The sequence below is a fragment of the Neisseria sp. WLZKY-1 genome, from assembly GCF_046546535.1.
Classification (GTDB): Bacteria; Pseudomonadota; Gammaproteobacteria; order Burkholderiales; family Neisseriaceae; genus Neisseria.
Genome location: NZ_JBKGTW010000001.1, coordinates 21,781 through 45,737, shown reverse-complemented (window position 1 = coordinate 45,737; position 23,957 = coordinate 21,781). Strand labels below are relative to the sequence as shown.

The window sequence follows — 23,957 nt, the reverse complement described above, 5'->3', positions numbered from 1 at the left end:
GCCGTCTGAAAACCTTTCAGACGGCCTTTTCGGTACGGAAACAAAGAAAACGCCAGGCACTGCATAAACCCGCGTGCATTTGCCGTGCAACACACCCCACACACGGCTTTCAGACGGCCTCTGCCGCCGCGTCAGCGTGTACTGCCAAAGCGGCGCACGCGGGTTTTACAGAAAACTATGCAGACAAACGCCTGTGGCATTCAAGACCAAAGGCCGTCTGAAAAAGCCGCCAACGGGGTTGAAACCAAGCAGCACCGTCATTCCCGTGCAGACGGAAATCTTTTGGGCGATACGGAATTGTCGAACCGCCAAGATTCCCGCCCGCGTGGAAATAACGCCGCTCGAGCAGATTCGGGGTTGCGAAGCCTGCCAGCCATAGAAAGGCCGTCTGAAAGCCCGTTTCGGTTTTTAACACCGTTGAAACCGCACTTTCAGACGGCCTTGCATAATAAACCGCCGCCGTCAGCAAACGGTAGCAGTTTATTCTTAGGCTGTTATGTCCGCAGGCAGGGGGGGGGGCGTTTGTAAAAACGTCAGTGGGTCAGAAAATCAGAAAATGGCAGTGGTCAATGGCGTCGCGTTTGGCTTTAAACTTCTCTTTCAATGCTTTATCTTCTTCACGCCACCGATCCCAAGCCTCCGTGCCGCCGCCTACTTGCGGCTGGGGATGGGCATCCCTCTCGGCGCGGTATTCTTTTTCCATCGCTTCGCAAAGCTGTTCGTTTTTCGCGTACTCGGCGTTTTCCTGCTCGACTTGCTGCCGGATGCCGTCAAAATCTCCTACACTGATTTTGTCATATGCCCTGCGTTCCGCACGCAGGGTTTTGCCGTCTTCCGACAGCACCAGCGGGATGCTGCCGAAGCCGGTGTCTACGGCCAGCGTGCCGTCGTCTTTCTGCGAGAGGACGAGGTTTTTTTCGTGCACTTCGCCTTTGCGGTTGGGCAGCAGGTTTTCTTTGAGCAGATAGGTTTTGCTGGCTTCTTTCACGATTTGCATGACGTCCGGCCGCTTGTCGCCGTCGCCCTGCCGTTTCCAATAGCCTTCATATTGCTCGTGACCGCCGCAGGCCGCCAGCAACAGCGCGCCCAATACCGCCAAAGACAATTTCTTTATGTTTTCTGTTTCCTATGTGTTAAAAAACGTGCGGATTATATAACCGTTTTAAGCGGAATACATATCAACCGCAGACAAACCTGTCCGCCCGCCCCGCAAATCGGGTAGATAAGGCCGTCTGAAAGCCTGTTTCCCGCGTTCAGACGGCCTTATCGGCTTTTCCCACGTTCGGCTTGCGGCGGCAGATGCGTTATAGTGAGTCAAAATAAAAAAGATACAAGGCAGCAAGCCGCAGACAGTACAGGTGTAGTACGGGGCAGGTTTTCTTGGCATTTCCAATGCCGTAGCAAACCGCCCTCTTCGAGCTAAGGCGCAGCAACGCCGTAGATTTTTTATTTTGGCTCACTATACAATCCTTAACGAAAACATTTACACGAAAGGAACAAACCATGCGTGCCGTTATCCAAAAAGTCACCCGTGCCGAAGTCGGGATTGTGCACGGGGGCGGCTGTGAAACCGTCGGGCAGATTTCAGACGGCCTCTTGGTGCTGCTGGGCGTGGGGCTGGACGACGGCGAAGACGACGCCCGCTATATCGCCGACAAAACCGCCGGCCTGCGTATTTTTGAAGACGAAGCGGGCAAGCTGAATCTGTCGCTGCGCGAAACGGGCGGAGCGGTGCTTTTGGTATCGCAGTTCACGCTGCACGGCGACGCGCGCAGCGGCAGGCGGCCGTCGTTTTCCGCCGCCGCCAAGCCCGACGAGGCGGAGCGGCTGTATCTTTTGACGGCGCAGATGCTGCGCGATCGGGGCATCCGCGTGGAGACGGGGCGTTTCCGCACGCATATGCAGGTGTCGCTGTGCAACGACGGGCCGGTGACGCTGCTGCTCGATTCGAAAAAACTGTTTTGAGACCGCAATGAAGACTGCACGCAATACCGCGCCGCTGGTTCTGTTTCTGATTGCCGTCGCGCTGCTGGCGGCCAACCTGCGCGCGCCGCTGGCCGCTTTGGGGCCGCTGGTGGGGATGATACGGGCGGATTTGGGCAGCTCGGGCACGTTTATGGGCGTGGTGGCGGCGCTGCCGATGCTGGCGTTCGCGCTGTTTTCGCCGCTGGCGGTGCGCCTGTCCGCCCGTTTCGGTGCGGAAAGGGTGCTGGCGGCGGCGGCGGCGCTGATGGCGGCGGGCATGGCGGTGCGCTCGTGGGGGCCGTCTGAAACGCTGCTGGCACTCGGCACGCTGCTGCTGGCGGCGGCGGTGGCGATGGGCAATGTGCTGCTGCCGGCGTTGGCCAAACGCAATCTGCCCTCACGCGTCGGGCTGGTGGTGGGCACGCTGTCGGCGGGGATGTCGCTGTCGTCGGCGCTGGCTGCCGCAGCCGCCGTGCCGCTGGCGGTGCGTTTCGGCTGGCAGTGGTCGCTGGCGGTGTGGCTGTTTGCCGCGCTGGCCGCGTGTGCCGCCTGGCTGCCGCTCTGCCGCCGGGGTGCCCAAAGGCCGTCTGAAACGGCGGTTTCAGACGGCCTCAATGCGTGGAAACTGCCCGCCGCGTGGTGTTTGAGCGCGTTTATGGGCGTGCAGTCGCTGCTGTTTTACACGCTGGTGAACTTTCTGCCCTCGCTGCTGGCGGAAAAAGGGGCGGACGCGGCAGCGGCGGGCAATTATGTTTCGCTGTTCCAAATCGGCACGCTGGCTGGCAGCCTGGCGGTGTCGGCACGGTTTGCCCGCAGCGGGCGCAGGCAGCTTTTCAATCTGGCAACGGCCTCGCTGATGCTGTTCGGCGTGCTGGGCTTGTGGCTCGCGCCTGCGGGCAGCGCGTGGCTGTGGGTGATGCTGGCGGGCGCGGGCGCGTCGGGCAGTTTTTCCTCGGCCTTGATGCTGTTTGCCCTGCGCGCCTCCGACAGCCGTACCACGGCCGCGCTGTCGGGCATGGCGCAGACGGTGGGCTACTCCATCGCCGTGGCCGGCCCGCTGGGCATGGGCATGCTCTACGACCGCTTCGGTTCGTGGTCGGCCTCGCTGTCGCTGCTGACGGCGCTGATGGCGTTCGAATGCGTGCTGGCCTGGTTTGCCGCCAAGCCGGAAATTATCCGCTGAGGGCGGACATGGGTTGCGGATGCGGGAAAGGCCGTCTGAAAGAACTTTCAGACGGCCTTTTTGACAGAGCACAGACGCGATTTCACTCCATTGAACCTTCGCTTTCAACAATGTTATTCCCACGAAGATATCGCCTTAGAGGCTTTGCGCGGAACTGCCGATACATTGGCCGCAATGTCAGAAACTCCGAACGGTTTTCAAATGCGGCCGCTCAGGCAAAATGGTCGTAACCGCCGCGCGCCAAGCGTATCGGCCGCCCCGCCGCATCGCGCACCTGCAGGCCGCGTTGCGCCGTAATCCTGCCGATGCGGCAGACCTCCGTTTGACACTGCCGCGCCGCCTGCTCCACTTCGGCGCGCCGCGCCGGAGAAGCGGTAAACAGCAGCTCGTAATCGTCGCCGCCTGCCAGCACGCATTGCCGCCGCACCACTTCGGGCAGGCACTCCCGCAAGACAGGCAGAACGGGCAGCCTGTCTTCCTCAATCTCCGCGCCGACGCCCGATGCATCGAGAATATGCGTCAAATCCTGTATCAGGCCGTCTGAAATATCCTGCGCGGCATTGGCCAGCGTTAACAGTGCCTGTCCCAAAGCCACGCGCGGCACGGGGCGCAGCAGAGCCCAGCGGCAATGCTCTGCGGCCGGTTCGGGCAAAACCGCCTTGCCCAGCATATGCTGCAAAGCTGCCGCCGCCGAGCCGATATGCCCCGACACCCAAACATCGTCGCCCACCCGCGCCCCGCTGCGGCGCAATCCCAAGCCCTGCGGCACATCGCCGATAATCGTGACGTTGAAGACTGAATGTCCTTTGGTGGTATCCCCACCAATCAGCGAAACGCCGTATTCGGCACAAAGCGCGAAAAAACTGTCGCAAAACAAGCGCAGCCATGTTGCATCCAGCTCGGGCAGCGCCGCACTCAGCAACACCCAGCGCGGCCGCGCACCCATCGCCGCCATGTCCGACAAATTGACCGCCAAAACCTTGTGCGCCACATCCTGCGGCGCCGCATCGGCAAAGAAATGCCTCCCCTCCAGCAACATATCGCTGCTGACACACAAATCCCTGCCTAGATCGGGACGAACCACAGCGGCATCATCGCCAATCCCCAACAGCACCGCCTTGTCTTTCGGCACATTTGCAAGATAGGTTTTGATAAAGTCGAACTCGTTCATTTTCGGCTGCCTCATGTATTTCCATTTTTCATTTTATTATTCTTCATGCTTTAAAAAACATATCGTATAAACAAAAAACATATCGTATAAAACCGACAAAAAGAAAAAACCCCGCATTCGCGGGGTTTTTCAAAATCATCTTACCAACGGGTGTAACCGTGGATGCTGGAACGCTCGCCCGGCAACCAGTGGTTGTCGCTGGCAGGACGCTCGCCGACAGCTTCAGCACCGGTAGAAACCTGACGCTGAACCACGCTGCGGATTTTCACATCCACACGGCGGTCGGGTTCGATACATGCGATCAGCTGTGCACGACGTTTGGCTTTAGACAGTTTTTTGCCTGCAACTTCGGCTTCACAAGTAGCAGTCATCTGAGCCTGAGACTCACCCAAACCGGCAGCAGAAATTTTACCGGCAGGAACACCTTGGTTAACCAAGTAGTTAGCAACAACATTAGCACGACGCTCGGACAGAGCCTGGTTGTACTGCTCGGAACCCATAAAGTCGGTATGACCTTCGACACGGACGCTTTGAACGGACTCGTTGGACAGACGTGCTGCCAAGTTGTTCAGAGTTTCTATCGCCTGCGGACGCAGATTGTCTTTATCGAAACCAAACAGGGTTTTGGCAGACAATGCAACGGTTTCGTCAACATACTCGGGAGCGGCAGGTGCCTGGGCAACTGCATCGCCACACTCTACGCGGCCTTGGGTTTCCTTATCGAAATAAGTATTTCTCCAGCATTCTTCGTAGTTGTTGCGGACGATTTCCTGAGACAGGCGGCTGACGGTGTAGCCGTGTTTGGTATGCGGCTCACTGGCTGCCAAAGCGTTGGCAGAAGCGATAGCGGCAACGATTAATGCACCTAATTTAAGCTGTTTGGTCATTATTATTCCCTCATCAAAAGATTGTTAATGCAATGACCTGTGAGACCATTACAAAGCACAATATACAGGCCGCAGCGTGACGGCAACCAGAATATACAAGTCCGCACTATAAAAATCCCGATGCGAACTGTCAATATCCCACTGCCTTCTGTGCGGGCAGCAGCCTGTTTCCTAGTGCCGCATCATGCCGAAAAATCAATTTTCTGTCACTTATTTACCGGAAAAAACGCTACCGGCTTTATTAAAGTTGCGCAAAAACAACAGGAACTTTCCATTTCAAAGCACTCGCTCCGCTTGTCGGTACGGCGTCCCGGCTCTTTATTTACCGTCGTTTTCCGACATTCGGATTTGTTTTTATGTTAAAGTCCGCAGCCCGATTCTGTATCCCGACGCCATACTTATGAAACTGCAACAGCTGCGCTACGCGCTCGAAGTCTACAAACACAATCTCAACGTCTCCGAAGCGGCAGACGCGCTGTTTACGTCGCAGCCCGGGGTTTCCAAACAAATCCGCCTTTTGGAGGAAGAACTCGGCATCCGCATCTTTATCCGCAGCGGCAAGCGCATCGTTTCGGTTTCGCAGCCGGGAAAGGCGGTTTTGCAGACGGCCGAGAGGATTTTGCACGACATCCAAAACATCAAAAACATCGGCAGCGAGTTTGCCAAGCAGAACGGGGGCGTACTCACACTCGCGGCCACGCACACTCTGGCGCGTTACGTTCTGCCGCCGGTAGTGACGCAGTTTGCCAAAGCCTATCCGAAAGTACGGCTGGTTATCCGCCAGGGAACGCCTGAGGAAATCCGCCGCATGGTTTCAGACGGCCTGACGGATTTTGCTGTGACATCGGAACTTTCCGACTACGGCACGGAGCTGCGCGGCATTTCCTGTTCGAGCTGGCATTACGGCCTGCTCGTTCCAAACGACCATCCGCTGCTCGACCACAAAGGAGCGCTGTCCGTCCGCGACATCGCGTCCTATCCTTTAATCACCTACGAATCGGCTTTCACGCGCGGCAGCGTGCTTTCGCGCGCGTTCGCCAAGGCAGACATCGCTGAACCGGAAGCCGCCGTTTCGGTGGCTGACAACGATGCGCTGAAAACCTACGTCCGTTTGGGACTGGGCATCGGTCTGATGGCCAAACCGGCCTACGACAAAACGGCCGACGCGGATCTGACGCTGGTCGACATTCCCTATCTCACCGAACCCTGCCATACCGGCTTGCTGCTGCGCGGCGACAGCTACCTGCGTGGATATGTCTACGGTTTTATCGAACTCTTCGACCCGTCTTTAAACAAAGCGCGGCTTGACCAGCTGCTGTACACACCCGTTGTCGAAGACTTTTCGATTTAGGCCGAGACCTTTGCAAAATCCCCCCAAAATCCCCTAAATTCCCACCAAGACATTTAGGGGATTTTCCATGAGTACCTTCTTCCAGCAAACCGCACAAGCCATGATTGCCAAACACATCGACCGCTTCCCACTATTGAAGTTGGATCAGGTGATTGATTGGCAGCCGATCGAACAGTACCTGAATCGTCAAAGAACCCGTTACCTTCGAGACCACCGCGGCCGTCCCGCCTATCCATTGCTATCCATGTTCAAAGCCGTCCTGCTCGGACAATGGCACAGCCTCTCCGATCCCGAACTCGAACACAGCCTCATCACCCGCATCGATTTCAACCTGTTTTGCCGTTTTGACGAACTGAGCATCCCCGATTACAGCACCTTATGCCGCTACCGCAACTGGCTGGCGCAAGACAACACCCTGTCCGAATTGCTGGAACTGATTAACCACCAACTGACCGAAAAAGGCCTAAAAGTAGAGAAAGCATCTGCCGCCGTCATTGACGCCACCATTATTCAAACCGCCGGCAGCAAACAACGTCAGGCCATAGAAGTCGATGAGGAAGGACAAGTCAGCGGTCAAACCACACCGAGCAAAGATGAAGATGCCCGTTGGACAAAGAAAAACGGCCTCTACAAACTCGGTTACAAACAACATACCCGCACCGATGAGGAAGGCTATATCGAGAAGCTGCACATCACCCCCGCCAATGTCCATGAGTGTAACCACCTGTCGCCTTTGCTGGAAGGGATAGCCGAAGGCACGACCGTCTATGCCGACAAAGGCTATGACAGTGAGGAAAACCGACAACATCTGGAAGAGCATCGGCTACAGGACGGCATTATGCGCAAAGCCCACCGCAACCGTCCGCTGACGGAAGCGCAAACCAAACGTAACCGGTATTTGTCGAAAACCCGTTATGTGGTCGAACAGAGTTTTGGAACGTTGCACCGTAAATTCCGCTACGCCCGGGCAGCCTATTTTGGTCTGCTCAAAGTAAGCGCACAAAGCCATCTGAAGGCGATGTGTTTGAACCTGTTGAAAGCGGCTAACAGGCTAAGTGTGTCTGTTGCCGCCTAAAAGGCGGCCCGGATGCCTGATAATCAGGTATCCAAGGGGGATTAAGGGGGGGGTATTTGAGTAGAATCAGTGGATATTTGAAACAAAAACAGCCGAAAATCTTTAATTAGATTTTGGCTGTCGGGGAAAAAGGAATTTTGCAAAGGTCTCGGCCTGTCCGATTTTAAAACTTCACGTTCACGCCGCCGGTAAAGCTGCGGCCCATTTGCGGCGTATCAGAGAGGAAGCTGCTATGGGCGTAAACGGATTGGTTGAGCAGATTGTCGGCTTTGACATACCAATTCCACTCGCCATAGCGCGTATTGCGGCGGTAGTTTGCGCCGAGGTTGAGCATATGGTGTCCGGGCGTGCGTGTTTCGTAGCGGGCGAGTTTGTTTTGGGCGAACACGCGGTAGTAGTCCAAATTGGCATCGATACGGTCGGTCAGCGAGGCTTTCAGGTGGAAGCCGAGGCGCGCAGCCGGAACGCGAGGCGCGTTTTGGTCGTCCTGTGCGATGAAAGGACGGTTACCGTAAGCATCTTCCCTGCCGGGTAGGGAAGGCAGGTTTTTCAGACGGCCTCGTACATAGTCGCCGGAAACGCCGATGCGGTAGCGCGGTGTCGGTTTGAAGTAGATTTCGCCTTCCGCGCCGTAGAAGTCGGCGCCGGATTGGTTGTAGCGCACGAGCTTCATTTCGCTGTCGTCTTCGATGGATTTGGGGCCACGTCCGTCGTTTAAGGTTTGGGCGTAAATGTAGTTGCCGAAACGGTTGCGGTAGAGTGCCAGATTGTATTGCCAGCGGTCGCCTTCGTAGCCCAGCGCGAGTTCGATATTGTTGGAACGCTCTTTGTTGAGGTGTTTGTTGCCGACTTCAAAGGTGTTGGTGGCAACGTGTTTGCCGTGTGCGTACAGTTCTTGCGTTGACGGCAGGCGTTCCTGATGGGAGGCGGTCAGGCTGAGTTTGTGGTGTGGCGTGAAATACCAGTTGCCCGAAAGTGCGAACGAGCGGGCGGTTTGGCGGTGCGCACCGAGGTCGGGCAGGGGTTGGTTGTAGTAGTTTTCTCGATCAATCAATGCTTTGTCGTACTGGATGGAGGCTTTTTGTTTTTCCACGCGTACGCCGCCTTCAAGCGTGAAGTTGTCCCAGTTTGCCTGTTCTACACCGAAAAAGCTGTAATGGCGCACATTGTTGTCAATCAACATCGGTTGTTGGACGGTTTCGGGAATGGCGGAAAGCGCGCTGGATTTTTGTCCCAAATATTGCACACCCCAGCTGCCTTTCAGACGGCCTATGGGTTGGTGGCGTAACTCGATACGGGCGTTGTGTGTTTTATTGTTGAAGAAGTTTTCTACTGCATCGCCTGCTTTTTCGTCGTGGTGGTAGTCATTGCGGTTCAGGTGTACGCGCAGGGCTTCAAAACCGGGGAACGGTTGCTTCCATTCGGCGCGGAGTTCGTAGCGTTTGTTGCGCAGGTCTATCCACGGTTTGCCGTTGTGGACATGGGTGTGTGCATTATCATCGTCGTGGAAACCGCAGCTCAAACCCGGATTGTCGTAATCGACGTCTTCTTCGGTCAAGAGGTGCGGATAAAGCTGCAAATAGCGTTTGTTAATCAAACTTTTCTGCCAGATGATGTCGGCGTGGCAGTCGTCGTAGAGATGGCTGTGGGCAGGCAGGCCGTAGCGGTCGCGACGGTCGCTGTACGCCACGCCGAGGAAACCTTTATCCCCAACCCAAGACAGGCCGATGCTGCCTGTTTTTGAATCGGCATGGCTGTCGGGCAGTCGTTTCAGACGGCCTTCTTCTTTTTGATAGCGCGGTACGGCGTAATCGCCTGATTTGCGGTACAAGCCTTCAGTATGCAGCACGAAGTTGTTGCCCAAGCCGATATTGATGCCTGCGGATGTCAGTTTTTCCAAATTGCCGCTGCTCAAACGTAATCCGGCTTCGCCCGATACGCCGTTTTCAGGCATTTTTTCGGGGATTTTTCCATCGGCAACATCGACCAAACCGGCTACATTGCCCGAGCTGTACAAGAGTGTAACCGGACCGCGCAGGATTTCGACTTGTTGCGACAAGGCGCTGTCCACCATCAAGGCATGGTCGGGCGAGAAGTCCGCCATGTCGCCGGTTTCGCCGTGATGGTTCAATACTTTAATCCGTCTGCCTGTTTGACCGCGAATAACGGGAGCGGATGCGCCGCCGCCGTATTGCGAGGCATGAATGCCCGGTACGCCGTCTAAAGCATCACCCAAGTTGACGGCTTTTTGGCGCAAGGTATCGCCGGAGATGATTTTGTCGGAGGCGGTCGAAGTGTGCAACAGACCCGAAGTGGCGCGCGGACGGCTTTTACCGACGACGGTAACCTCTTCCAAGTCAACCGACTGCTCGGTTTCATGCGCTTGGGAGAGGATGGGGGTGCTGATTAAAAGAATAGATAAAACAATGGGTTTGAGTGTGGTTTGTGTCATTTTAGTTTCTCATCATATTTCGAAAGACTGTTATTATGTTATTATATAGCATTTTATTGTTTATATGATAAGATTTTTGAGAAAAAAAGGCCGAGACCTTTGCAAAATTCCTTTTTCTCCGACAGCCGAAATCTAAATAAAGATTTTCGGCTGTTTTTGTTTCAAATATCCACTGATTCTACCCAAATACCCCCCCTTAATCCCCCTTGGATACCTGATTAATCAGGCATCCGGCCGCCTTTTAGGCGGCAACAGGCACACTTAGCCTGTTAGCCGCTTTCAACAGGTTCAAACACATCGCCTTCAGATGGCTTTGCGCACTCACTTTACACAGACCGAAATAGGCTGCCCGGGCGTAGCGGAATTTACGGTGCAGCGTCCCGAAGCTCTGTTCGACCACATAACGGGTTTTCGATAAATACCGGTTACGCTTCGTTTGATTTTCCGTCAGCGGACGGTTACGGTGGGCTTTGCGCATAATGCCGTCCAACAACCGATGTTCTTTCAGATGCCTGATAATCAGGTATCCGGGGAGGATTAAGGGGGTATTTGGGTAAAATCAGGAGTGATTGGAGGAGAAAACAGCCGAAAACCTGTGTTTAGGTTTCGGCTGTTGGGGGAAAAGGAATTTTGCAAAGGTCTCAAGTGAGAGCAAAAAACTTTGGAAATCTACGATTCTCCTTCCAACACCTCATCATTTCTCTAGAGAATTTAGGCAAAGGCGATATTGATAACTCATTTCATTAAATGGAACCAAATGAGAATGATTTATTTATAAAATCCTTTTAAATTAATGGGTTACAATAAAATTGATAAAATAAAATTGACTATTCTCAATAAAATGAGTAAAATTCATCCGCAAATACAAATTTTGTATTGTGATACATCTATTAACCGCATTAAGAAAAGGAGTTAGTTATGCTAAGTAAGTCAATTACAGCAAAATTAAACGAACAAATTAATCTCGAGTTGTATTCATCAAATGTCTATTTGCAAATGAGTGCATGGTGCCATAAACATGGTTATGAAGGCGCTGCAGCATTTTTACTTCGTCATGCCGATGAAGAATTGGAACATATGCAAAAGTTGTTTACTTATGTGAGCGAAACCAGTGGAATGCCTTTGTTAGGTAAAATTGACGCCCCTAAACACGATTACGCTTCATTAAAAGAAGTTTTTGAAACAACACTTGAACACGAAAAACTAGTGACATCTAAAATTAATGAGTTAGTTGAGAGTACTTTTGCAGAAAAGGATTACTCTACTTTTAACTTCTTACAATGGTATGTAGCTGAACAGCATGAAGAAGAAAAATTATTTAACAGTATTGTTGATAAATTCAAACTTCTTGGTGAAAGTGGTACAGCGCTCTACTACATTGATCGTGAATTAAAAACTTTATAAGAATAGGAGAAATAAAATGTTATCAAATAGCGTGATTAAACTATTAAATGATCAAATGAATTTAGAGTTTTATTCTTCTAACTTATATTTACAAATGAGCGCCTGGTGCGAACAACAAGGTTTCGAAGGAGCTGCAAAATTTTTATCAGAGCATGCGGCTGAGGAAATGCAGCATATGCGTAAACTCTTCACTTATTTAAATGAGACCGGCGCATTGGCTATCATCACACAAATTGATGAACCACCTCATCAATTTTCATCATTGAAACAAGTACTTGAATTAACTTATGAACATGAAAAGTTAATTACCTCTAAAATCAATGAATTAGTTGGTAGAACTTTTGAAGAGAAAGACTACTCTGCCTTTAACTTCTTACAATGGTATGTGGCTGAACAACATGAAGAAGAAAAATTATTCAGTGGAATTTTGGATAAATTAAATCTTCTTGGTGAAGATGGTAAAGGTTTGTTCTTAGTTGATAAAGATTTAGGCGCATTAACAACAAACAACTAATCAAGTCTGATGAAAAAGGCTAAGTCATTATCGATTTAGCTTTTTTTATATCAAAATCTAGCTACTTTTGTCTAAAAGTGCGGTGCTTTAACGGTTCATTCTTACCGCCGATTAGGTTTTGAAATGCCTGTAAGACAGGCAGATATGCTTGTCTTACGGGCAGAGACCTTTGCAAAATTCCTTTTCCTCCGACAGCCGAAATCCAAACACAGGTTTTCGGCTGTTTTTGTTTCAAATATCCACTGATTCTACTCAAACACCCCCTTAATCCCCCTTAGATACCTGATTAATCAGGCATCCGGCCGCCTTTTAGGCAGCTACAGGCGCACTTAGCCTGTTGGCGGCTTTTAAAAGGTTCAAACACATCGCCTTCAGATGGCTTTGCGCACGCACTTTGCTCAGTCCGAAGTAGGCTGCCCGCGCATAGCGGAATTTACGGTGCAGCGTACCGAAGCTTTGTTCGACTACATAACGGGTTTTCGACAAATATCGGTTGCGCTTCGTTTGGTCTTCTGTTAGCGGGCGGTTGCGGTGGGCTTTGCGCATAATGCCGTCCAGTAACCGATGCTCTTCCAGATGTTGCCGGTTTTCCTTACTGTCGTAGCCTTTGTCGGCATAGACGGTCGTATCTTCGGCTATCCCTTTCAGCAAAGGCGACAGGTGGTTGCACTCATGGACATTGGCGGGGGTAATGTGCAGTTTCTCGATATAGCCTTCCTCATCGGTGCGGGTATGTTGTTTGTAACCGAGTTTGTAGAGGCCGTTTTTCTTTGTCCAACGGGCATCTTTATCTTTACTCGGTGTGGTTTGGCCGCTGACTTGCCCTTCTTCATCGACTTCTATGGCCTGACGCTGTTTGCTGTCGGCGGTTTGAATAATGGTGGCGTCAATGACGGCGGCGGATGCTTTCTCTACTTTTAGGTTTTTTTCGGTCAGTTGGCGGTTAATTCAGTTGCAGCAATTCGGACAGGGTCTTGTCTTGCGCCAGCCAGTTGCGGTAGCGGCATAAGGTGCTGTAATCGGGGATGCTCAGTTCGTCGAAACGGCAAAACAAGTTGAAATCGATGCGGGTGATGAGGCTGTGTTCGAGTTCGGGATCGGAGAGGCTGTGCCATTGTCCGAGTAGGACGGCTTTGAACATGGACAACAGGGGATAGGCGGGACGACCGCGGTGGTCTCGGAGATAACGGGTTCTTTGACGATTCAGGTACTGTTCGATCGGTTGCCAATCAATCACCTGATCCAACTTCAATAGTGGGAAGCGGTCGATGTGTTTGGCAATCATGGCTTGTGCGGTTTGTTGGAAGAAGGTGCTCATGGAAAATCCCCTAAATGTCTTGGTGGGAATTTAGGGGATTTTGGGGGGATTTTGCAAAGGTCTCAGGCGATGTGTTTAAACCTGTTGAAAGCGGCTAACAGGCTAAGTGTGCCTGTTGCCGCCTAAAAGGCGGCCCGGATGCCTGATAATCCGGTATCTGGGGAGGATTAAGGGGATATTTGGGTAAAATCAGGAGTGATTGGGGGCGAAAACAGCCGAAAACCTGTTTTTGGGTTCCGGCTGTCGAAGGAAGGGCTTTTTTGCAAAGGTCTCAGGCCGTCTGAAAAAGCAAAAGCACCGCAGAATAAGTTTTCTACGGTGCTTTTGCTTTTTCAGACGGCCTCTTTCAGACGGCGTGCGTACCGCCGGACACCATTCTGTTCAATACTTCCGGCTTCAGTAACTTGATGTGCTTGTGCTCCACCGAAATCAGCTCCTCCTGATGGAAACGCGAAAGCGTGCGGCTGACTGTTTCCAGCTTCAGCCCCAAATAGCTGCCGATTTCCTCGCGCGACATACGCAGGATGAAATCGTTGGCGGCAAAACCCCTGTGGTGCAGCCTTTGCGACAAGTTCAGCAAAAAGGCGGCAATCCGCTCTTCGGCGCGCATATTGCCCAACAACAACATTACGCCTTGATCGCGCACAATCTCGCGGCTCATCAGGCGGAAGAAATGCGTTTGGATGCTCGGAATGACTTTGCTCAACTCCTCCATATGGCCGAACGGCAGCTCACACACCTCGCTGTCCTCCAAAGCCACCGCATCGCAGGTGTGCGCATGGGTGCAGATGCCGTCCATCCCGATCAATTCACCGGACATAAAAAAACCGGTTACCTGATCGCGACCATCCTGCGAAGCGACAGTCGTTTTGAAAAAACCGGTGCGGATGGCGAAAAGGGAATGGAAAGACTCGCCCGAACGGAACAGAAACTCGCCTTTTTTCAGCCTGTGGCTCTGTCGGATAACGGTGTCCAACTGCTCGAATTCATTGGGACGCAGGCCGACGGGCAGGCACAGCTCGCGCAGCGAACAGGTCGAACAAAGCGTCTTCATCGGTTGTAGCAAAGTGTGTGTGACCATACTGGTTACAGTCCTTAATTTTTTGCACCTGAGGCAAACTGTATACAATTCGCCTTGACTAATATCAAAGTATCATCATTGGCTTTGTGCCATTCTAGCAAACTACCATACATTTACCAACATCAAACCCTTCCGCATGAAAATCATCAACATAATCAACAAAGAAAAGCCGGAATTCGACCGCAACCTCATCGCTTCACTCCCCGCCAGCGGCCCGCGCTACACCTCCTACCCCACTGCCGACCGCTTCCACAAAGATTTCGGTGAAAACGAATACATCGAAACCCTCGCCCTGCGCAGCGCGGGCGCACTCAACAAACCCCTGTCCCTCTACATCCACATCCCCTTCTGCGACACCATCTGCTACTACTGCGGCTGCAACAAAATCATCACCAAAGACAAAACCCGCGCCGACGAGTACCTCGGCTATCTCGAACGCGAAATGGAACTGCTCGCCCCCCACCTCGGAGGCAAAAATCCCCTCGCCCAACTCCACTTCGGCGGCGGCACCCCCACCTTCCTTTCAGACGGCCAACTCGACCGCGTCTTCGCCATGATACGCCGCCACTTCAACCTCCTGTCCGACGGCGAATACTCCATCGAAATCGACCCGCGCAAAGTCAGCCGCGAAACCGTGCACCACCTCGGCCGCCTCGGCTTCAACCGCATGAGCGTCGGCATCCAGGATTTCGACCCCAAAGTGCAGCAGGCCGTCAACCGCATCCAAAGCGTCGAAGAAACCCGCACCGTTATCGAAGCCGCCCGCGAAGCCGGCTTCAAATCCGTCAGCGTCGACCTCATATACGGCCTGCCCCACCAAAGCCTCGCAAGCATCAAGCCCACCATCGACACCGTCCTCTCCCTCGACCCCGACCGCCTCGCCCTCTACCACTACGCCCACCTCCCCCACATCTTCAAACCCCAGCGGCGCATCGACACCAATGCCGTCCCCTCCAGCGAAGAAAAACTCGACATCCTGCAATACGCCGTCGAACGCCTCTCCGACGCAGGCTACGTCTTCATCGGCATGGATCACTTCGCCAAACCCGATGACGAACTCTCCGTCGCCCTGCGCGAAGGCTTTCTGCAACGCAACTTCCAAGGCTACTCCACCTACGCCGACTGCGACCTCGTCGCCATCGGCGTTTCCGCCATCGGCAAAATCGGCTGCACCTACGAACAAAACGAGCGCAACATCACCGACTACTACGCCGCCCTCGACGCCGGACACCTCCCCATCATGCGCGGCTACCGCCTCACCCGCGACGACATCCTGCGCCGCAACATCATCCAAGACCTCATGTGCCGCTTCGCCCTCGACTTCCGCGTCTACCAAGACACCTTCGCCATCCCCTTCTCCCAATACTTCGCCGACGAACTGGCCGACCTCGAACAAATGGAACGCCTCGGCCTGGTCAAACTCAAAACCAACGGCCTCACCGTCACCCCCAAAGGCCGCTTCCTCATCCGCAACATCGCCATGGTCTTCGACTACCACCTGCGCCACCGCGAAACCACCGCCCAATACTCGCAAACCGTATAAAGCGCACCAAGGCCGTCTGAAACCCGTTCAGACGGCTCCATTCCCCGCGCGTCAACCCTTCCGGCAAAAGGCCGTCTGAAAACAGGAAAACACCCTTTTCAGACGGCCTCAAAGCCCAAAAAGGCCGTCTGAAAAGAGTGCCGCATAAAAAACTTTACTTTTCCCCCGCGCAGGTTTAAAACGCGCGCTTTCCTTTCTTCACCAACACCCAAACGGAGACACATCATGAAAGTAGGTTTCGTCGGCTGGCGCGGCATGGTCGGCTCGGTATTGATGCAGCGTATGCGCGAAGAAAACGACTTCGCCCACATCCCCGACGCGTATTTCTTCACCACATCCAACGTAGGCGGCGCCGCGCCCGATTTCGGCCAGGCCGCCAAAACGCTGCTCGATGCCAACGATGTCGGCGAGTTGTCCAAAATGGACATCATCGTTACCTGCCAGGGCGGCGACTACACCAAATCCGTGTACCAAAACCTGCGCGGTTCGGGCTGGAGCGGCTACTGGATTGACGCCGCATCCTCACTGCGCATGAACGACGACGCCATCATCGTGCTCGACCCCGTCAACCGCAACGTCATCGATGCCGGTCTGCAAAACGGCGTGAAAAACTACATCGGCGGCAACTGCACCGTCTCCCTGATGCTGATGGCACTCGGCGGCCTGTTCCAAAACGACCTCGTCGAATGGGCAACCAGCATGACCTACCAGGCCGCCTCCGGCGCGGGTGCAAAAAATATGCGCGAACTCATCAGCGGCATGGGCGCGATTCACGCACAAGTCGCAGGCGAATTGGCTGACCCGTCCAGCGCGATTCTCAACATCGACCGCAAAGTGTCCGACTTTTTGCGCAGCGAAGATTACCCCAAAGCCAACTTCGGCGTACCGCTCGCAGGCAGCCTGATTCCGTGGATTGACGCCGATTTGGGCAACGGCCAGTCGAAAGAAGAATGGAAAGGCGGCGTGGAAACCAACAAAATCCTCGGCCGCAGCGCGAATCCTACTGTCATCGACGGCCTGTGCGTGCGCATCGGCTCCATGCGCTGCCACAGCCAGGCCATCACCCTGAAGCTGAAAAAAGACCTGCCTGTGGCCGAAATCGAAAGCATCTTGGCCGGCGCGAACGACTGGGTGAAAGTCATCCCCAACGAAAAAGAAGCCAGCATCCATGAGCTGACTCCCGCCAAAGTCACCGGCACGCTGTCCGTACCCGTCGGCCGCATCCGCAAACTCGGCATGGGCGGCGAATACATCAGCGCGTTTACCGTAGGCGACCAACTCCTGTGGGGCGCGGCCGAACCCCTGCGCCGCGTCTTGCGGATTATCTTGGGCTCGCTGTAACACCGTACCGTTTGGCCGGGTAGAGGCCGTCTGAAAAGCCGAAAAGGTTTTTTCAGACGGCCTTTTTCCCGATTTGGGTTTGCAAACAGGCTGCGCGAAACACCGCTCCGCTTTATCCGACACAGGCCGTCTGAAAAGCAAAAAGTCGCTTTCAGACGGCCTGTGTCTTTCTTTATTTTATTGATGCAAAACGGCAAAGTTGCGGCACAAGATTTGCATCAGGCCATCTGAAAACCCCGAAAAGGGCTTTTCAGACGGCCTTTTTTGTCTGTCCGCCCTGCCCTTTCAGACGGCCTTTGCAGTTGTTGCCAGCTGTTCGCGCAACCATTGTTGCGCGGGGTCGGCGTGGCTGCGCTCGTGCCAGACGAGGAGCTTGTCGTAGCCGCGCACGGCAAAGGGCAGCTCGCGCACGGCAAGAAGCGAGTTCACCATCGGCTCGACTACGCAGCCTTGGTAAGCATTTTCCGTAGGTCGAGCATTTATGCCCGACAAATCCCGGTTCAGTAAGATGTCGGGGATGAATGCCCGACCTATCGCTTTGGCAGCCTGAAAGCCCGAAGGCCGTCTGAAACCCTTTCAGACAGCCTTACAGCGCAATGCCCTTCCCACAACCCGAAAGCCGACTATAAACACTGTTAAAAAACGAATTTACATCCGCCGGATTCTGTTTCTAATTCTGCTGCCGGCCGCTTTTCGGCTGGGCATGGCGGTGCAGGCATGGCTCTACGACGATCTGTGCCTGGACTTGAGCGGCGGTGCAAACCATCCCGACGCGGGCGTGTCTTTTCCCATCTGCGTGCTCGATGTCGAAACCTACCGCCAGCGGCACGCGCGTTAGGTTGTGCTGACAAGCTGAATGTCAACACACCCTAGTAATATGGAGCACAAAAAACTACAACCCACACCAAATCTGTCAGATGTTCATAGCCAGCAAGATACGGTTGAAGAAAACCAAAGAAACTCTCAGCAATATCAGATGTAAAAACAGTGCCCATTGGGCACTGTTTTTATTGATGATGTTTTAATCATAGATATTCATCAAAAACACTACGTCCAGCCTTGCGGTCAGCTTCACGTTTCCTTGCCGTTTCACGAGCATAACGTCTTACATTAGCTTTCCATTCTTTACTTCCAACAGCAGGTTCTCCCTTAGCCTGTTTCGCAACCCGTTTCTTACTTGGTTTTACCCCATTTTTAGCAGCACCCTTGCCACTAACTTTAACCAAAGATTCCTGTGCTCTGCCATTCAAATACTCATAACGACCCGTGCTGTCATAACCTATTTGGCTGTATAACTTGGCATCCGCTGCGCTTATGCCTTTCTCCCCCAATTCATACGCGGATGCTGCCATTGGTGCTGCGAGCAAGGTTGTTATCATTGCAATTTGTAAGATTTTGTTGGTTTTCATGTTTTTATCCATAAAAAAGTTGTTAAAAAATACCGTTCAAATCAATGAAAATTGTTAAAATTATACTGCACACTGCACACTGCACACTGCACACTGCACACTGCACACTGCACGCAAATTTTTGTAAAGATTATTGGATTATGCAGATGCCCCGCCTTTGTTTTTGGCGGGGCGTTTTTGTTGTGGGGTGGTGTAAGTTGTAGGGTGTGGTTTCGCCACGCACGCGGTTCAAGTTTAAGGCCGTCTGAAAGCAGATAAAAGGTCGGATGCAGAATGCCGCCATACCGGTGGGGGTAAATCGCGGGTTTACCCCTGTTGGGAGGAAGATACAAGTTCGGGGTATATCCGACAAATCCGGTTCACCATGTCGGCATCAATGCCCAACCTACTCCGCAGCGGTTTTCAGGCTGCCCTATGCTTTTCAGACGGCCTCTTTGCTTACGGGCAAACGCGGCGGCTACTGCCCGGCCACGGTCATTTTGTCTATCAGTATCGAGCCGACTTTGTGCGAGGAGCGGCGCAGGGCGTCGTCGGCCACGCCCGCAATACCAAGCAGCATATCCTGCAAGCGTCCGGCAATGGTGATTTCTTCGACGGGATATTGGATCACGCCGTTTTCCACCCAAAAGCCTGCCGCACCGCGCGAATAGTCGCCGGTGAGCATATTGACGCCCTGCCCCATCAATTCGGTGACGAGCAGGCCGCTGCCCATTTGGCGCAGCAGGTCGGCCTGTGTCGGACAGGTGGCGTTGAGAATCAGGTTGTGCGCGCCGCCCGCGTTGCCCGTGGTCTGCATACCGAGTTTGCGCGCACTGTACGACGATAAAAAATAGCCCTGCACGACGCCGTTTTCGATAACGAAGCGCGGGTGTGTGGCGACGCCTTCGCTGTCGAACCAGCTGCTGCCCCAGGCGCGGGGGATGTGCGGCTCTTCGCGCAGGCTGAGGAATTCGGGCAGGATTTTTTTGCCGATGCTGTCGGCGAGAAAGCTGCTCTGGCGGTAGAGCGCGCCGCCGGAGAGGCCGCCGACGATGTGGCCGACAAGGCCGGCGGAGACGGTGGCGTCGAAGAGGACGGGCACGCTGCCGGTGGGCAGGCTGCGGGCGTTCAGACGGCGTACGGTGCGTTCGGCGGCGGTGCGGCCGATGTTTTCCATGCTGTCGAGTTCTTCTTTGCTGCGGGCGAGGTCGTACCAGTAGTCGCGCTGCATGGCGCCGTCGCTGTCGGCGGCGACAACGCTGCACGAAACGCTGTGGCGCGTGCCGCGTTCGTGTTGCAGAAAGCCGTGGCTGTTGCCGTAGGCAAACTGGTAGTGCGAGGTTTGGATGCCCGCGCCTTCGGAATTGTTGATGCGCGGGTCGGTGTCGAGGGCGGCGGCTTCGCAGCGGCGGGCGAGTTCGGCGGCTTCTTCGGCGGACAAGTCCCACGGATGGAATTTGTCGAGATCGCCGAAGCGGGTGGCCATCAATTCGGCATCGGCGAGGCCGGCGCAGTCGTCCTGCGCGGTGTAGCGGGCGATGTCGAGGGCGGCCTGCACGGTTTCTTCTATGGCGCGGCGGGAGAAGTCGGCGGTGCTGGCGCGGCCTTTGCTTTGCCCGAGATAGACGGTGATGTCGAGGGATTTGTCCTGCTGGTGCTCGATCTGCTCGATTTCCTGCAAACGCACTTGGACGCTCTGGCCGAGCGATTCGCTCAAATCGGCTTCGGCGGCGCTTGCGCCCCTGCGTTTGGCGGCATCGAGGGCGAAGGCGCACAAATCCGTCAGTTCCTGCGGCGTGTGGTTGAACATAAAATGCTCCGTGGTGGGGTTTTCAGACGGCATTTTACCCGCTTTTGTGCGAAAACAAGCCGCATTGCTGCTAAAATGCCGCCCCTTGCCAAACAGCGGAAACCAAGCGTATGAGCGCAAACGACACGGAAGAATGGGTCAGCAAAACCCAAATGAAAAAACGCATGAACGAATTGCAGGATTTGGGCATGGAGCTGACGCGCCTGTCGGCGGAAACGCTGAAAAAAATCGGCCTGCCCGAAGATTTGCACCAGGCCGTGCGCGACTACAAAAAAATCACCTCCAACAGCGCCCTGAAACGGCAAACGCAATACATAGGCCGCCTGATGCGCGACACCGACCCCGAGCCCATCCGCGAATTTCTCGCCCGCCTCAAAGGCGAAAACCAGGCGCACAACGCCTTTTTGCAGCGCGTCGAGCAGATGCGCGAACACCTGCTTGCCGACGACGAAGCGTTTACCGAATTTGCCGCCGCCCACCCGCAGGCCGACCTCTCCGCGCTGCGCACCCTCATCCGCAACGCGCGCAAAGAAAAAGAGCAGAACAAGCCGCCGAAAAACTTCCGCGCCCTCTATCAGGCAGTGAAAGCCGAAATGGAAGCCACCGAATCGGGCGGCGCGGCAGACGAATAAACCGTTTTCAGACGGCCTTTTCAGAAAGGAAACCCATGTTCCCTCACCCCGACGACGAAGAATACAACCGCTTTATCCGTGCCGCCCTCGGCAGCCGCACCCTCTACACCCTGGTCTCCCCCGAAGACGACGTTGCCGAATGCCCGTCGGCCGAATACGAAGAAGACGACGGCGAACCCGTGCCCGTCTTCTGCGTCTGGCACGACCGCGCCCAAGCCGAAGCCTGCATTGCCGACGAATGGGCGGATCACGAAGTCGACGAGCTGCCGCTGGACTTTTTCCTGCACGAATGGCTGGTGGGCATGGATCAGGACGCCGTGCTCTTGGGCATCGACTTCGACCCGCAGCTCTACGGCCTGGAAATCGAACCCGTCGAAGTGCTGGCCGACATCCTCGATGCCGCCGAACAGATGCAGTGCACCGAAATGATCGACGGCTACGGCGAACTGATGAACTACCGACTCGAATGGGAACGCGAAATGGCGGGGCAAAACCGCCTCAACTGAACGCCACCCCGCATCAGGCCGTCTGAAAACCCGTTTCCCCGTTTTCAGACGGCCTTTTCACCCCCTCCTCTGCGCCCGCACGGGAGAAGGAGCGCAGCTTCCGCCGTTTCAGACGGCCTCAAAAGACAGTCTGAAACCCGAAAGGCCGTCTGAAAGTGAAGTTGCAACGAAGTCAAAACCCGTTTCCCCGTTTTCAGACGGCCTGACGCTTCCCATACCGCCCGCGCCGCCTTTTCAGACGGCCGCAAACCGCACAGGCAAACAGACACCACGGAGAACCCTCATGCGGAAAACCTTCTCATGGCACACCGTGCGCGAATCCCGCGCCTTCAGTTTCGCCGCCTTCCTCTACCGCCGCTTCGACGAAGTGGACGTGCCGCAAGTGTCGGCCAGCCTCACCTTCACCTCCCTGCTCGCCCTCGTGCCCGTGCTGACCGTCGTCCTGTCCATACTCTCGGCCTTCCCGATGTACGACCGCCTGTCCGCCTCCGTGCTCGGCTTTATCGACGGCAACCTCGTGCCGCAGGGCGCGGGCGTCGTGCGCGAATACCTCGCGCGCTTCCAAAGCAACGCCGCCAACCTCACCGCCATCGGCATCGCCTTCCTCGTCGTCACCTCCGTTTTGCTCATCCGCACCATCGACCAAACCTTCAACCGCATCTGGCAGGTCAAAAACCTGCGCCCGCTGTGGATGCAGTTTCTCGTCTACTGGATGCTGCTCACCTTCGCCCCGCTCACCGTCGGCGCGGCCTTCTCCGTTTGGGAACTTCTGCTCTCGCACAGCAGCCTCGCCGCCCTGCCCGCTTGGCTTTCAGACGGCCTCAAAACCGCCGGCTCGCTCGCCCTCGACACCGCCGCCCTCTGGCTGCTCTACCACCTCGTGCCCAACCGCTACGTCCCCGCCCGCCACGCCCTCATCGGCGCCGCCCTCACCGCCGTCCTTCTCGATCTGCTGCGGCGCGGCTTCGCCTGGTACATCGGCACCTTCAACAGCTACACCCTCATCTACGGCGCCTTCGCCGCCGTGCCCGTCTTCCTCATGTGGCTCAACCTGCTGTGGATGCTCCTGCTGGGCGGTGCCGTCTTCACCTCCTCCCTGTCCTACTGGCAGGGCGACGCCTTCCGCCGCAGCTTCGGTGCGCGCGGCCGCTTCGACGACGTGTTGAAAATCCTCCTGCTGCTCAACCGCGCACAAAGCAGCGGACAAACCCTGCGCATCCAAGACTTCCGCCGCCACATCGACATGGGCTACGACGAATTGGGCGATTTGCTCGACAAACTCGCGCGGTACGGCTACATCTACCACGGCAACCTCGGCTGGGTACTCAAAACCACAGCCGCCAACATCCGCCTCGAAGAACTCTTCCAACTCTTCGTCTACCGCCCCGCTGCCGACCCCGGCGACTCCGTCGGCCAGGCCGTCTCGCAAATCATGACCCCCGGCCTCGAAAGCATGAACCTCTCGCTCGAAGCATTCGACCGCCGCACCCGGCCGCCGCAGGAGGCCGTCTGAAACACACCAAGCCGCCCGCACGCTTTCAGACGGCCTCCCGCTTCCTACCGCTTAAAAAAATTCCGCAACCGATTATCGGGCAAAACACTTGTTTACCTGTTACCGTTTTATGATACCGCACCGCCAAACCGATGATTTTAAGCAAATAGCATCGGAAGGCCGCATTAATGAAAGTATGGAAGCAGCATGACCTTTTCCCACACCGAAACCGCCAAACAACTCACCGTCCTCGCAGAAAACCTGCCCGATTTCCCCCTCGACCGCACCCTCACCTTCCGTATGGTGCGCCTCGCCGCCGAACGCCTCGGCACCAACCTCAACCAATGCCTCAAAGCCGAAGGCATCACCGAAAACCTCTGGTTCGCCCTGCTCTCGCTCTACGCCGCCCCCAACCGCGAAACCCTGCCCTCGCGCATGAGCGACCTGCTCTGCCTCACCCGCACCAGCGCCACCCGCCTGTCCGACGACATGGTCGCACGCGGCTGGGTCGAACGCGGCGGCAACGCCCAAGACCGCCGGCAAACCGTGCTGAAACTCACCGAAGAAGGCGAAGCATTCATCCGCCGCATGCAGCCGGAAATTACCGAAAAACGCAGCCCCATCTGGGCAGGCTTCGACGAAGCCGACCACCGCGAACTGCAACGCTTGCTCGGCAAACTGATCGACAACCTAGAAAGCCAAAACGCCGAAGCGCAGGAAGGACAGGAAGAAGAGGAAAACTAAACCCTGCCCCGCAGCAACACGGAGGCCGTCTGAAAAACCGGTTCGGACGGCCTCCGCCGTTTTGCATACCCACACAGGCAGGCGCCGCGCGGACGCAGAA

22 protein-coding genes and 2 pseudogenes are annotated in these 23,957 nt (G+C 55.0%); 14 read left to right on the top strand and 10 right to left on the bottom strand.

All coding sequences use genetic code 11. The features are described from left to right. Positions 1 to 193: 193 nt before the first annotated feature. Positions 194 to 379: a hypothetical protein gene (locus ACLD9W_RS00270; RefSeq protein ID WP_410840143.1), complete on the top strand. Its 186-nt coding sequence runs from the start codon at positions 194 to 196 to the stop codon at positions 377 to 379. 162 nt (positions 380 to 541) lie between these two features. On the opposite strand, the gene ACLD9W_RS00265 is transcribed toward ACLD9W_RS00270, so the two are convergent. Further along, positions 542 to 1,099 (bottom strand): hypothetical protein, encoded by a 558-nt coding sequence (locus ACLD9W_RS00265; protein WP_410840142.1) that lies wholly within the window; start codon positions 1,097 to 1,099, stop codon positions 542 to 544. A 404-nt stretch (positions 1,100 to 1,503) separates the two neighbouring features. On the opposite strand from ACLD9W_RS00265, the gene dtd reads away from it, so the two are divergent. Together dtd and ACLD9W_RS00255 are read left to right on the top strand one after the other, a co-directional pair. After that, complete coding sequence (dtd, locus tag ACLD9W_RS00260) at positions 1,504 to 1,965, top strand: D-aminoacyl-tRNA deacylase (protein ID WP_410840141.1); 462 nt, start codon at positions 1,504 to 1,506, stop codon at positions 1,963 to 1,965. Between the two features lie 7 nt (positions 1,966 to 1,972). Continuing rightward, positions 1,973 to 3,148, top strand: a complete 1,176-nt coding sequence (locus tag ACLD9W_RS00255) for an MFS transporter (RefSeq protein WP_410840140.1) — start codon at positions 1,973 to 1,975, stop codon at positions 3,146 to 3,148. A gap of 211 nt (positions 3,149 to 3,359) precedes the next feature. Here the strand turns inward: ACLD9W_RS00255 and thiL are convergent, their stop codons facing one another. Then, positions 3,360 to 4,319, bottom strand: a complete 960-nt coding sequence (thiL, locus tag ACLD9W_RS00250) for a thiamine-phosphate kinase (protein WP_410840241.1) — start codon at positions 4,317 to 4,319, stop codon at positions 3,360 to 3,362. A 140-nt stretch (positions 4,320 to 4,459) separates the two neighbouring features. Next, positions 4,460 to 5,206 carry an OmpA family protein gene (locus ACLD9W_RS00245; RefSeq protein WP_410840139.1) on the bottom strand — a complete coding sequence of 249 codons (747 nt, stop codon included), beginning with the start codon at positions 5,204 to 5,206 and terminating at the stop codon, positions 4,460 to 4,462. A gap of 400 nt (positions 5,207 to 5,606) precedes the next feature. Between ACLD9W_RS00245 and ACLD9W_RS00240 the strand changes: the two genes are divergently transcribed. Together ACLD9W_RS00240 and ACLD9W_RS00235 are read left to right on the top strand one after the other, a co-directional pair. Further along, on the top strand, positions 5,607 to 6,557 hold the full coding sequence (locus ACLD9W_RS00240; protein ID WP_410840138.1) for a LysR substrate-binding domain-containing protein: 951 nt from the start codon (positions 5,607 to 5,609) through the stop codon (positions 6,555 to 6,557). A 67-nt stretch (positions 6,558 to 6,624) separates the two neighbouring features. Next, complete coding sequence (locus ACLD9W_RS00235) at positions 6,625 to 7,632, top strand: IS5 family transposase (RefSeq protein ID WP_410840137.1); 1,008 nt, start codon at positions 6,625 to 6,627, stop codon at positions 7,630 to 7,632. 163 nt (positions 7,633 to 7,795) lie between these two features. On the opposite strand, the gene znuD is transcribed toward ACLD9W_RS00235, so the two are convergent. Both znuD and ACLD9W_RS00225 read right to left on the bottom strand, forming a co-directional pair. Further along, the gene (znuD, locus tag ACLD9W_RS00230; RefSeq protein ID WP_395429096.1) at positions 7,796 to 10,084 is read right to left on the bottom strand and encodes a TonB-dependent zinc receptor ZnuD; all 2,289 of its coding nucleotides are present in this window, start codon (positions 10,082 to 10,084) and stop codon (positions 7,796 to 7,798) included. Positions 10,085 to 10,325: 241 nt separating this feature from the next. Further along, positions 10,326 to 10,598: pseudogene (locus tag ACLD9W_RS00225) on the bottom strand (transposase); the annotation flags it as partial. Between the two features lie 404 nt (positions 10,599 to 11,002). Between ACLD9W_RS00225 and ftnA (ACLD9W_RS00220) the strand changes: the two are divergent. Continuing rightward, positions 11,003 to 11,488 (top strand): non-heme ferritin, encoded by a 486-nt coding sequence (gene ftnA / locus ACLD9W_RS00220; protein WP_003686837.1) that lies wholly within the window; start codon positions 11,003 to 11,005, stop codon positions 11,486 to 11,488. Positions 11,489 to 11,504: 16 nt separating this feature from the next. Then, a complete protein-coding gene (gene ftnA, locus ACLD9W_RS00215) occupies positions 11,505 to 12,002 on the top strand; it encodes a non-heme ferritin (protein ID WP_003686798.1) in 498 nt (165 codons plus the stop codon). Positions 12,003 to 12,311: 309 nt separating this feature from the next. On the opposite strand, the pseudogene ACLD9W_RS00210 reads toward ftnA (ACLD9W_RS00215), so the two are convergent. Together ACLD9W_RS00210 and fnr are read right to left on the bottom strand one after the other, a co-directional pair. Beyond that, positions 12,312 to 13,320, bottom strand: a pseudogene (locus ACLD9W_RS00210) (IS5 family transposase). 346 nt (positions 13,321 to 13,666) lie between these two features. Continuing rightward, positions 13,667 to 14,401 (bottom strand): fumarate/nitrate reduction transcriptional regulator Fnr, encoded by a 735-nt coding sequence (gene fnr / locus ACLD9W_RS00205; RefSeq protein WP_410840136.1) that lies wholly within the window; start codon positions 14,399 to 14,401, stop codon positions 13,667 to 13,669. 136 nt (positions 14,402 to 14,537) lie between these two features. Here fnr and hemN point away from each other — a divergent pair, with 136 nt between their 5' ends. After that, positions 14,538 to 15,944: an oxygen-independent coproporphyrinogen III oxidase gene (hemN, locus tag ACLD9W_RS00200; RefSeq protein WP_410840135.1), complete on the top strand. Its 1,407-nt coding sequence runs from the start codon at positions 14,538 to 14,540 to the stop codon at positions 15,942 to 15,944. A gap of 225 nt (positions 15,945 to 16,169) precedes the next feature. Beyond that, complete coding sequence (gene asd, locus ACLD9W_RS00195; protein ID WP_410840134.1) at positions 16,170 to 17,285, top strand: aspartate-semialdehyde dehydrogenase; 1,116 nt, start codon at positions 16,170 to 16,172, stop codon at positions 17,283 to 17,285. A 285-nt stretch (positions 17,286 to 17,570) separates the two neighbouring features. Here asd and ACLD9W_RS00190 read toward each other — a convergent pair whose 3' ends face one another. After that, a complete protein-coding gene (locus tag ACLD9W_RS00190; RefSeq protein ID WP_410840133.1) occupies positions 17,571 to 17,777 on the bottom strand; it encodes a hypothetical protein in 207 nt (68 codons plus the stop codon). Positions 17,778 to 17,988: 211 nt separating this feature from the next. Here ACLD9W_RS00190 and ACLD9W_RS00185 point away from each other — a divergent pair, with 211 nt between their 5' ends. Continuing rightward, a complete protein-coding gene (locus ACLD9W_RS00185) occupies positions 17,989 to 18,123 on the top strand; it encodes a hypothetical protein (protein ID WP_410840132.1) in 135 nt (44 codons plus the stop codon). A gap of 187 nt (positions 18,124 to 18,310) precedes the next feature. Here the strand turns inward: ACLD9W_RS00185 and ACLD9W_RS00180 are convergent, their stop codons facing one another. Both ACLD9W_RS00180 and pmbA read right to left on the bottom strand, forming a co-directional pair. Next, positions 18,311 to 18,694, bottom strand: coding sequence for a hypothetical protein (locus ACLD9W_RS00180; protein ID WP_410840131.1), 384 nt, complete (start codon positions 18,692 to 18,694; stop codon positions 18,311 to 18,313). A gap of 457 nt (positions 18,695 to 19,151) precedes the next feature. Further along, a complete protein-coding gene (gene pmbA / locus ACLD9W_RS00175; protein ID WP_410840240.1) occupies positions 19,152 to 20,483 on the bottom strand; it encodes a metalloprotease PmbA in 1,332 nt (443 codons plus the stop codon). Between the two features lie 110 nt (positions 20,484 to 20,593). Between pmbA and yjgA the strand changes: the two genes are divergently transcribed. The 4 genes from yjgA to ACLD9W_RS00155 all read left to right on the top strand — a co-directional run bounded on the left by yjgA (position 20,594) and on the right by ACLD9W_RS00155 (position 23,857). Further along, entirely contained in the window at positions 20,594 to 21,115 is a 522-nt protein-coding gene (gene yjgA / locus ACLD9W_RS00170) for a ribosome biogenesis factor YjgA (RefSeq protein WP_410840130.1), read from the top strand. Positions 21,116 to 21,150: 35 nt separating this feature from the next. Next, entirely contained in the window at positions 21,151 to 21,621 is a 471-nt protein-coding gene (locus tag ACLD9W_RS00165; protein ID WP_410840129.1) for a DUF2750 domain-containing protein, read from the top strand. A gap of 283 nt (positions 21,622 to 21,904) precedes the next feature. Beyond that, positions 21,905 to 23,134 carry a YihY family inner membrane protein gene (locus ACLD9W_RS00160; protein ID WP_410840128.1) on the top strand — a complete coding sequence of 410 codons (1,230 nt, stop codon included), beginning with the start codon at positions 21,905 to 21,907 and terminating at the stop codon, positions 23,132 to 23,134. 186 nt (positions 23,135 to 23,320) lie between these two features. Further along, positions 23,321 to 23,857 (top strand): MarR family transcriptional regulator, encoded by a 537-nt coding sequence (locus tag ACLD9W_RS00155; RefSeq protein WP_410840127.1) that lies wholly within the window; start codon positions 23,321 to 23,323, stop codon positions 23,855 to 23,857. Positions 23,858 to 23,957: the final 100 nt, after the last annotated feature.

Excerpts from the sequence above, each read along its gene's own strand:
- dtd (WP_410840141.1), top strand. The coding sequence starts at position 1,504 with ATGCGTGCCGTTATCCAAAAAGTCACCCGTGCCGAAGTCGGGATTGTG.
- ACLD9W_RS00255 (WP_410840140.1), top strand. The coding sequence starts at position 1,973 with ATGAAGACTGCACGCAATACCGCGCCGCTGGTTCTGTTTCTGATTGCC.
- thiL (WP_410840241.1), bottom strand. The coding sequence starts at position 4,319 with ATGAACGAGTTCGACTTTATCAAAACCTATCTTGCAAATGTGCCGAAA.
- ACLD9W_RS00245 (WP_410840139.1), bottom strand. The coding sequence starts at position 5,206 with ATGACCAAACAGCTTAAATTAGGTGCATTAATCGTTGCCGCTATCGCT.
- ACLD9W_RS00240 (WP_410840138.1), top strand. The coding sequence starts at position 5,607 with ATGAAACTGCAACAGCTGCGCTACGCGCTCGAAGTCTACAAACACAAT.
- ACLD9W_RS00235 (WP_410840137.1), top strand. The coding sequence starts at position 6,625 with ATGAGTACCTTCTTCCAGCAAACCGCACAAGCCATGATTGCCAAACAC.
- znuD (WP_395429096.1), bottom strand. The coding sequence starts at position 10,084 with ATGACACAAACCACACTCAAACCCATTGTTTTATCTATTCTTTTAATC.
- ftnA (WP_003686837.1), top strand. The coding sequence starts at position 11,003 with ATGCTAAGTAAGTCAATTACAGCAAAATTAAACGAACAAATTAATCTC.
- ftnA (WP_003686798.1), top strand. The coding sequence starts at position 11,505 with ATGTTATCAAATAGCGTGATTAAACTATTAAATGATCAAATGAATTTA.
- fnr (WP_410840136.1), bottom strand. The coding sequence starts at position 14,401 with ATGGTCACACACACTTTGCTACAACCGATGAAGACGCTTTGTTCGACC.
- hemN (WP_410840135.1), top strand. The coding sequence starts at position 14,538 with ATGAAAATCATCAACATAATCAACAAAGAAAAGCCGGAATTCGACCGC.
- asd (WP_410840134.1), top strand. The coding sequence starts at position 16,170 with ATGAAAGTAGGTTTCGTCGGCTGGCGCGGCATGGTCGGCTCGGTATTG.
- ACLD9W_RS00185 (WP_410840132.1), top strand. The coding sequence starts at position 17,989 with ATGGCGGTGCAGGCATGGCTCTACGACGATCTGTGCCTGGACTTGAGC.
- ACLD9W_RS00180 (WP_410840131.1), bottom strand. The coding sequence starts at position 18,694 with ATGAAAACCAACAAAATCTTACAAATTGCAATGATAACAACCTTGCTC.
- pmbA (WP_410840240.1), bottom strand. The coding sequence starts at position 20,483 with ATGTTCAACCACACGCCGCAGGAACTGACGGATTTGTGCGCCTTCGCC.
- yjgA (WP_410840130.1), top strand. The coding sequence starts at position 20,594 with ATGAGCGCAAACGACACGGAAGAATGGGTCAGCAAAACCCAAATGAAA.
- ACLD9W_RS00165 (WP_410840129.1), top strand. The coding sequence starts at position 21,151 with ATGTTCCCTCACCCCGACGACGAAGAATACAACCGCTTTATCCGTGCC.
- ACLD9W_RS00160 (WP_410840128.1), top strand. The coding sequence starts at position 21,905 with ATGCGGAAAACCTTCTCATGGCACACCGTGCGCGAATCCCGCGCCTTC.
- ACLD9W_RS00155 (WP_410840127.1), top strand. The coding sequence starts at position 23,321 with ATGACCTTTTCCCACACCGAAACCGCCAAACAACTCACCGTCCTCGCA.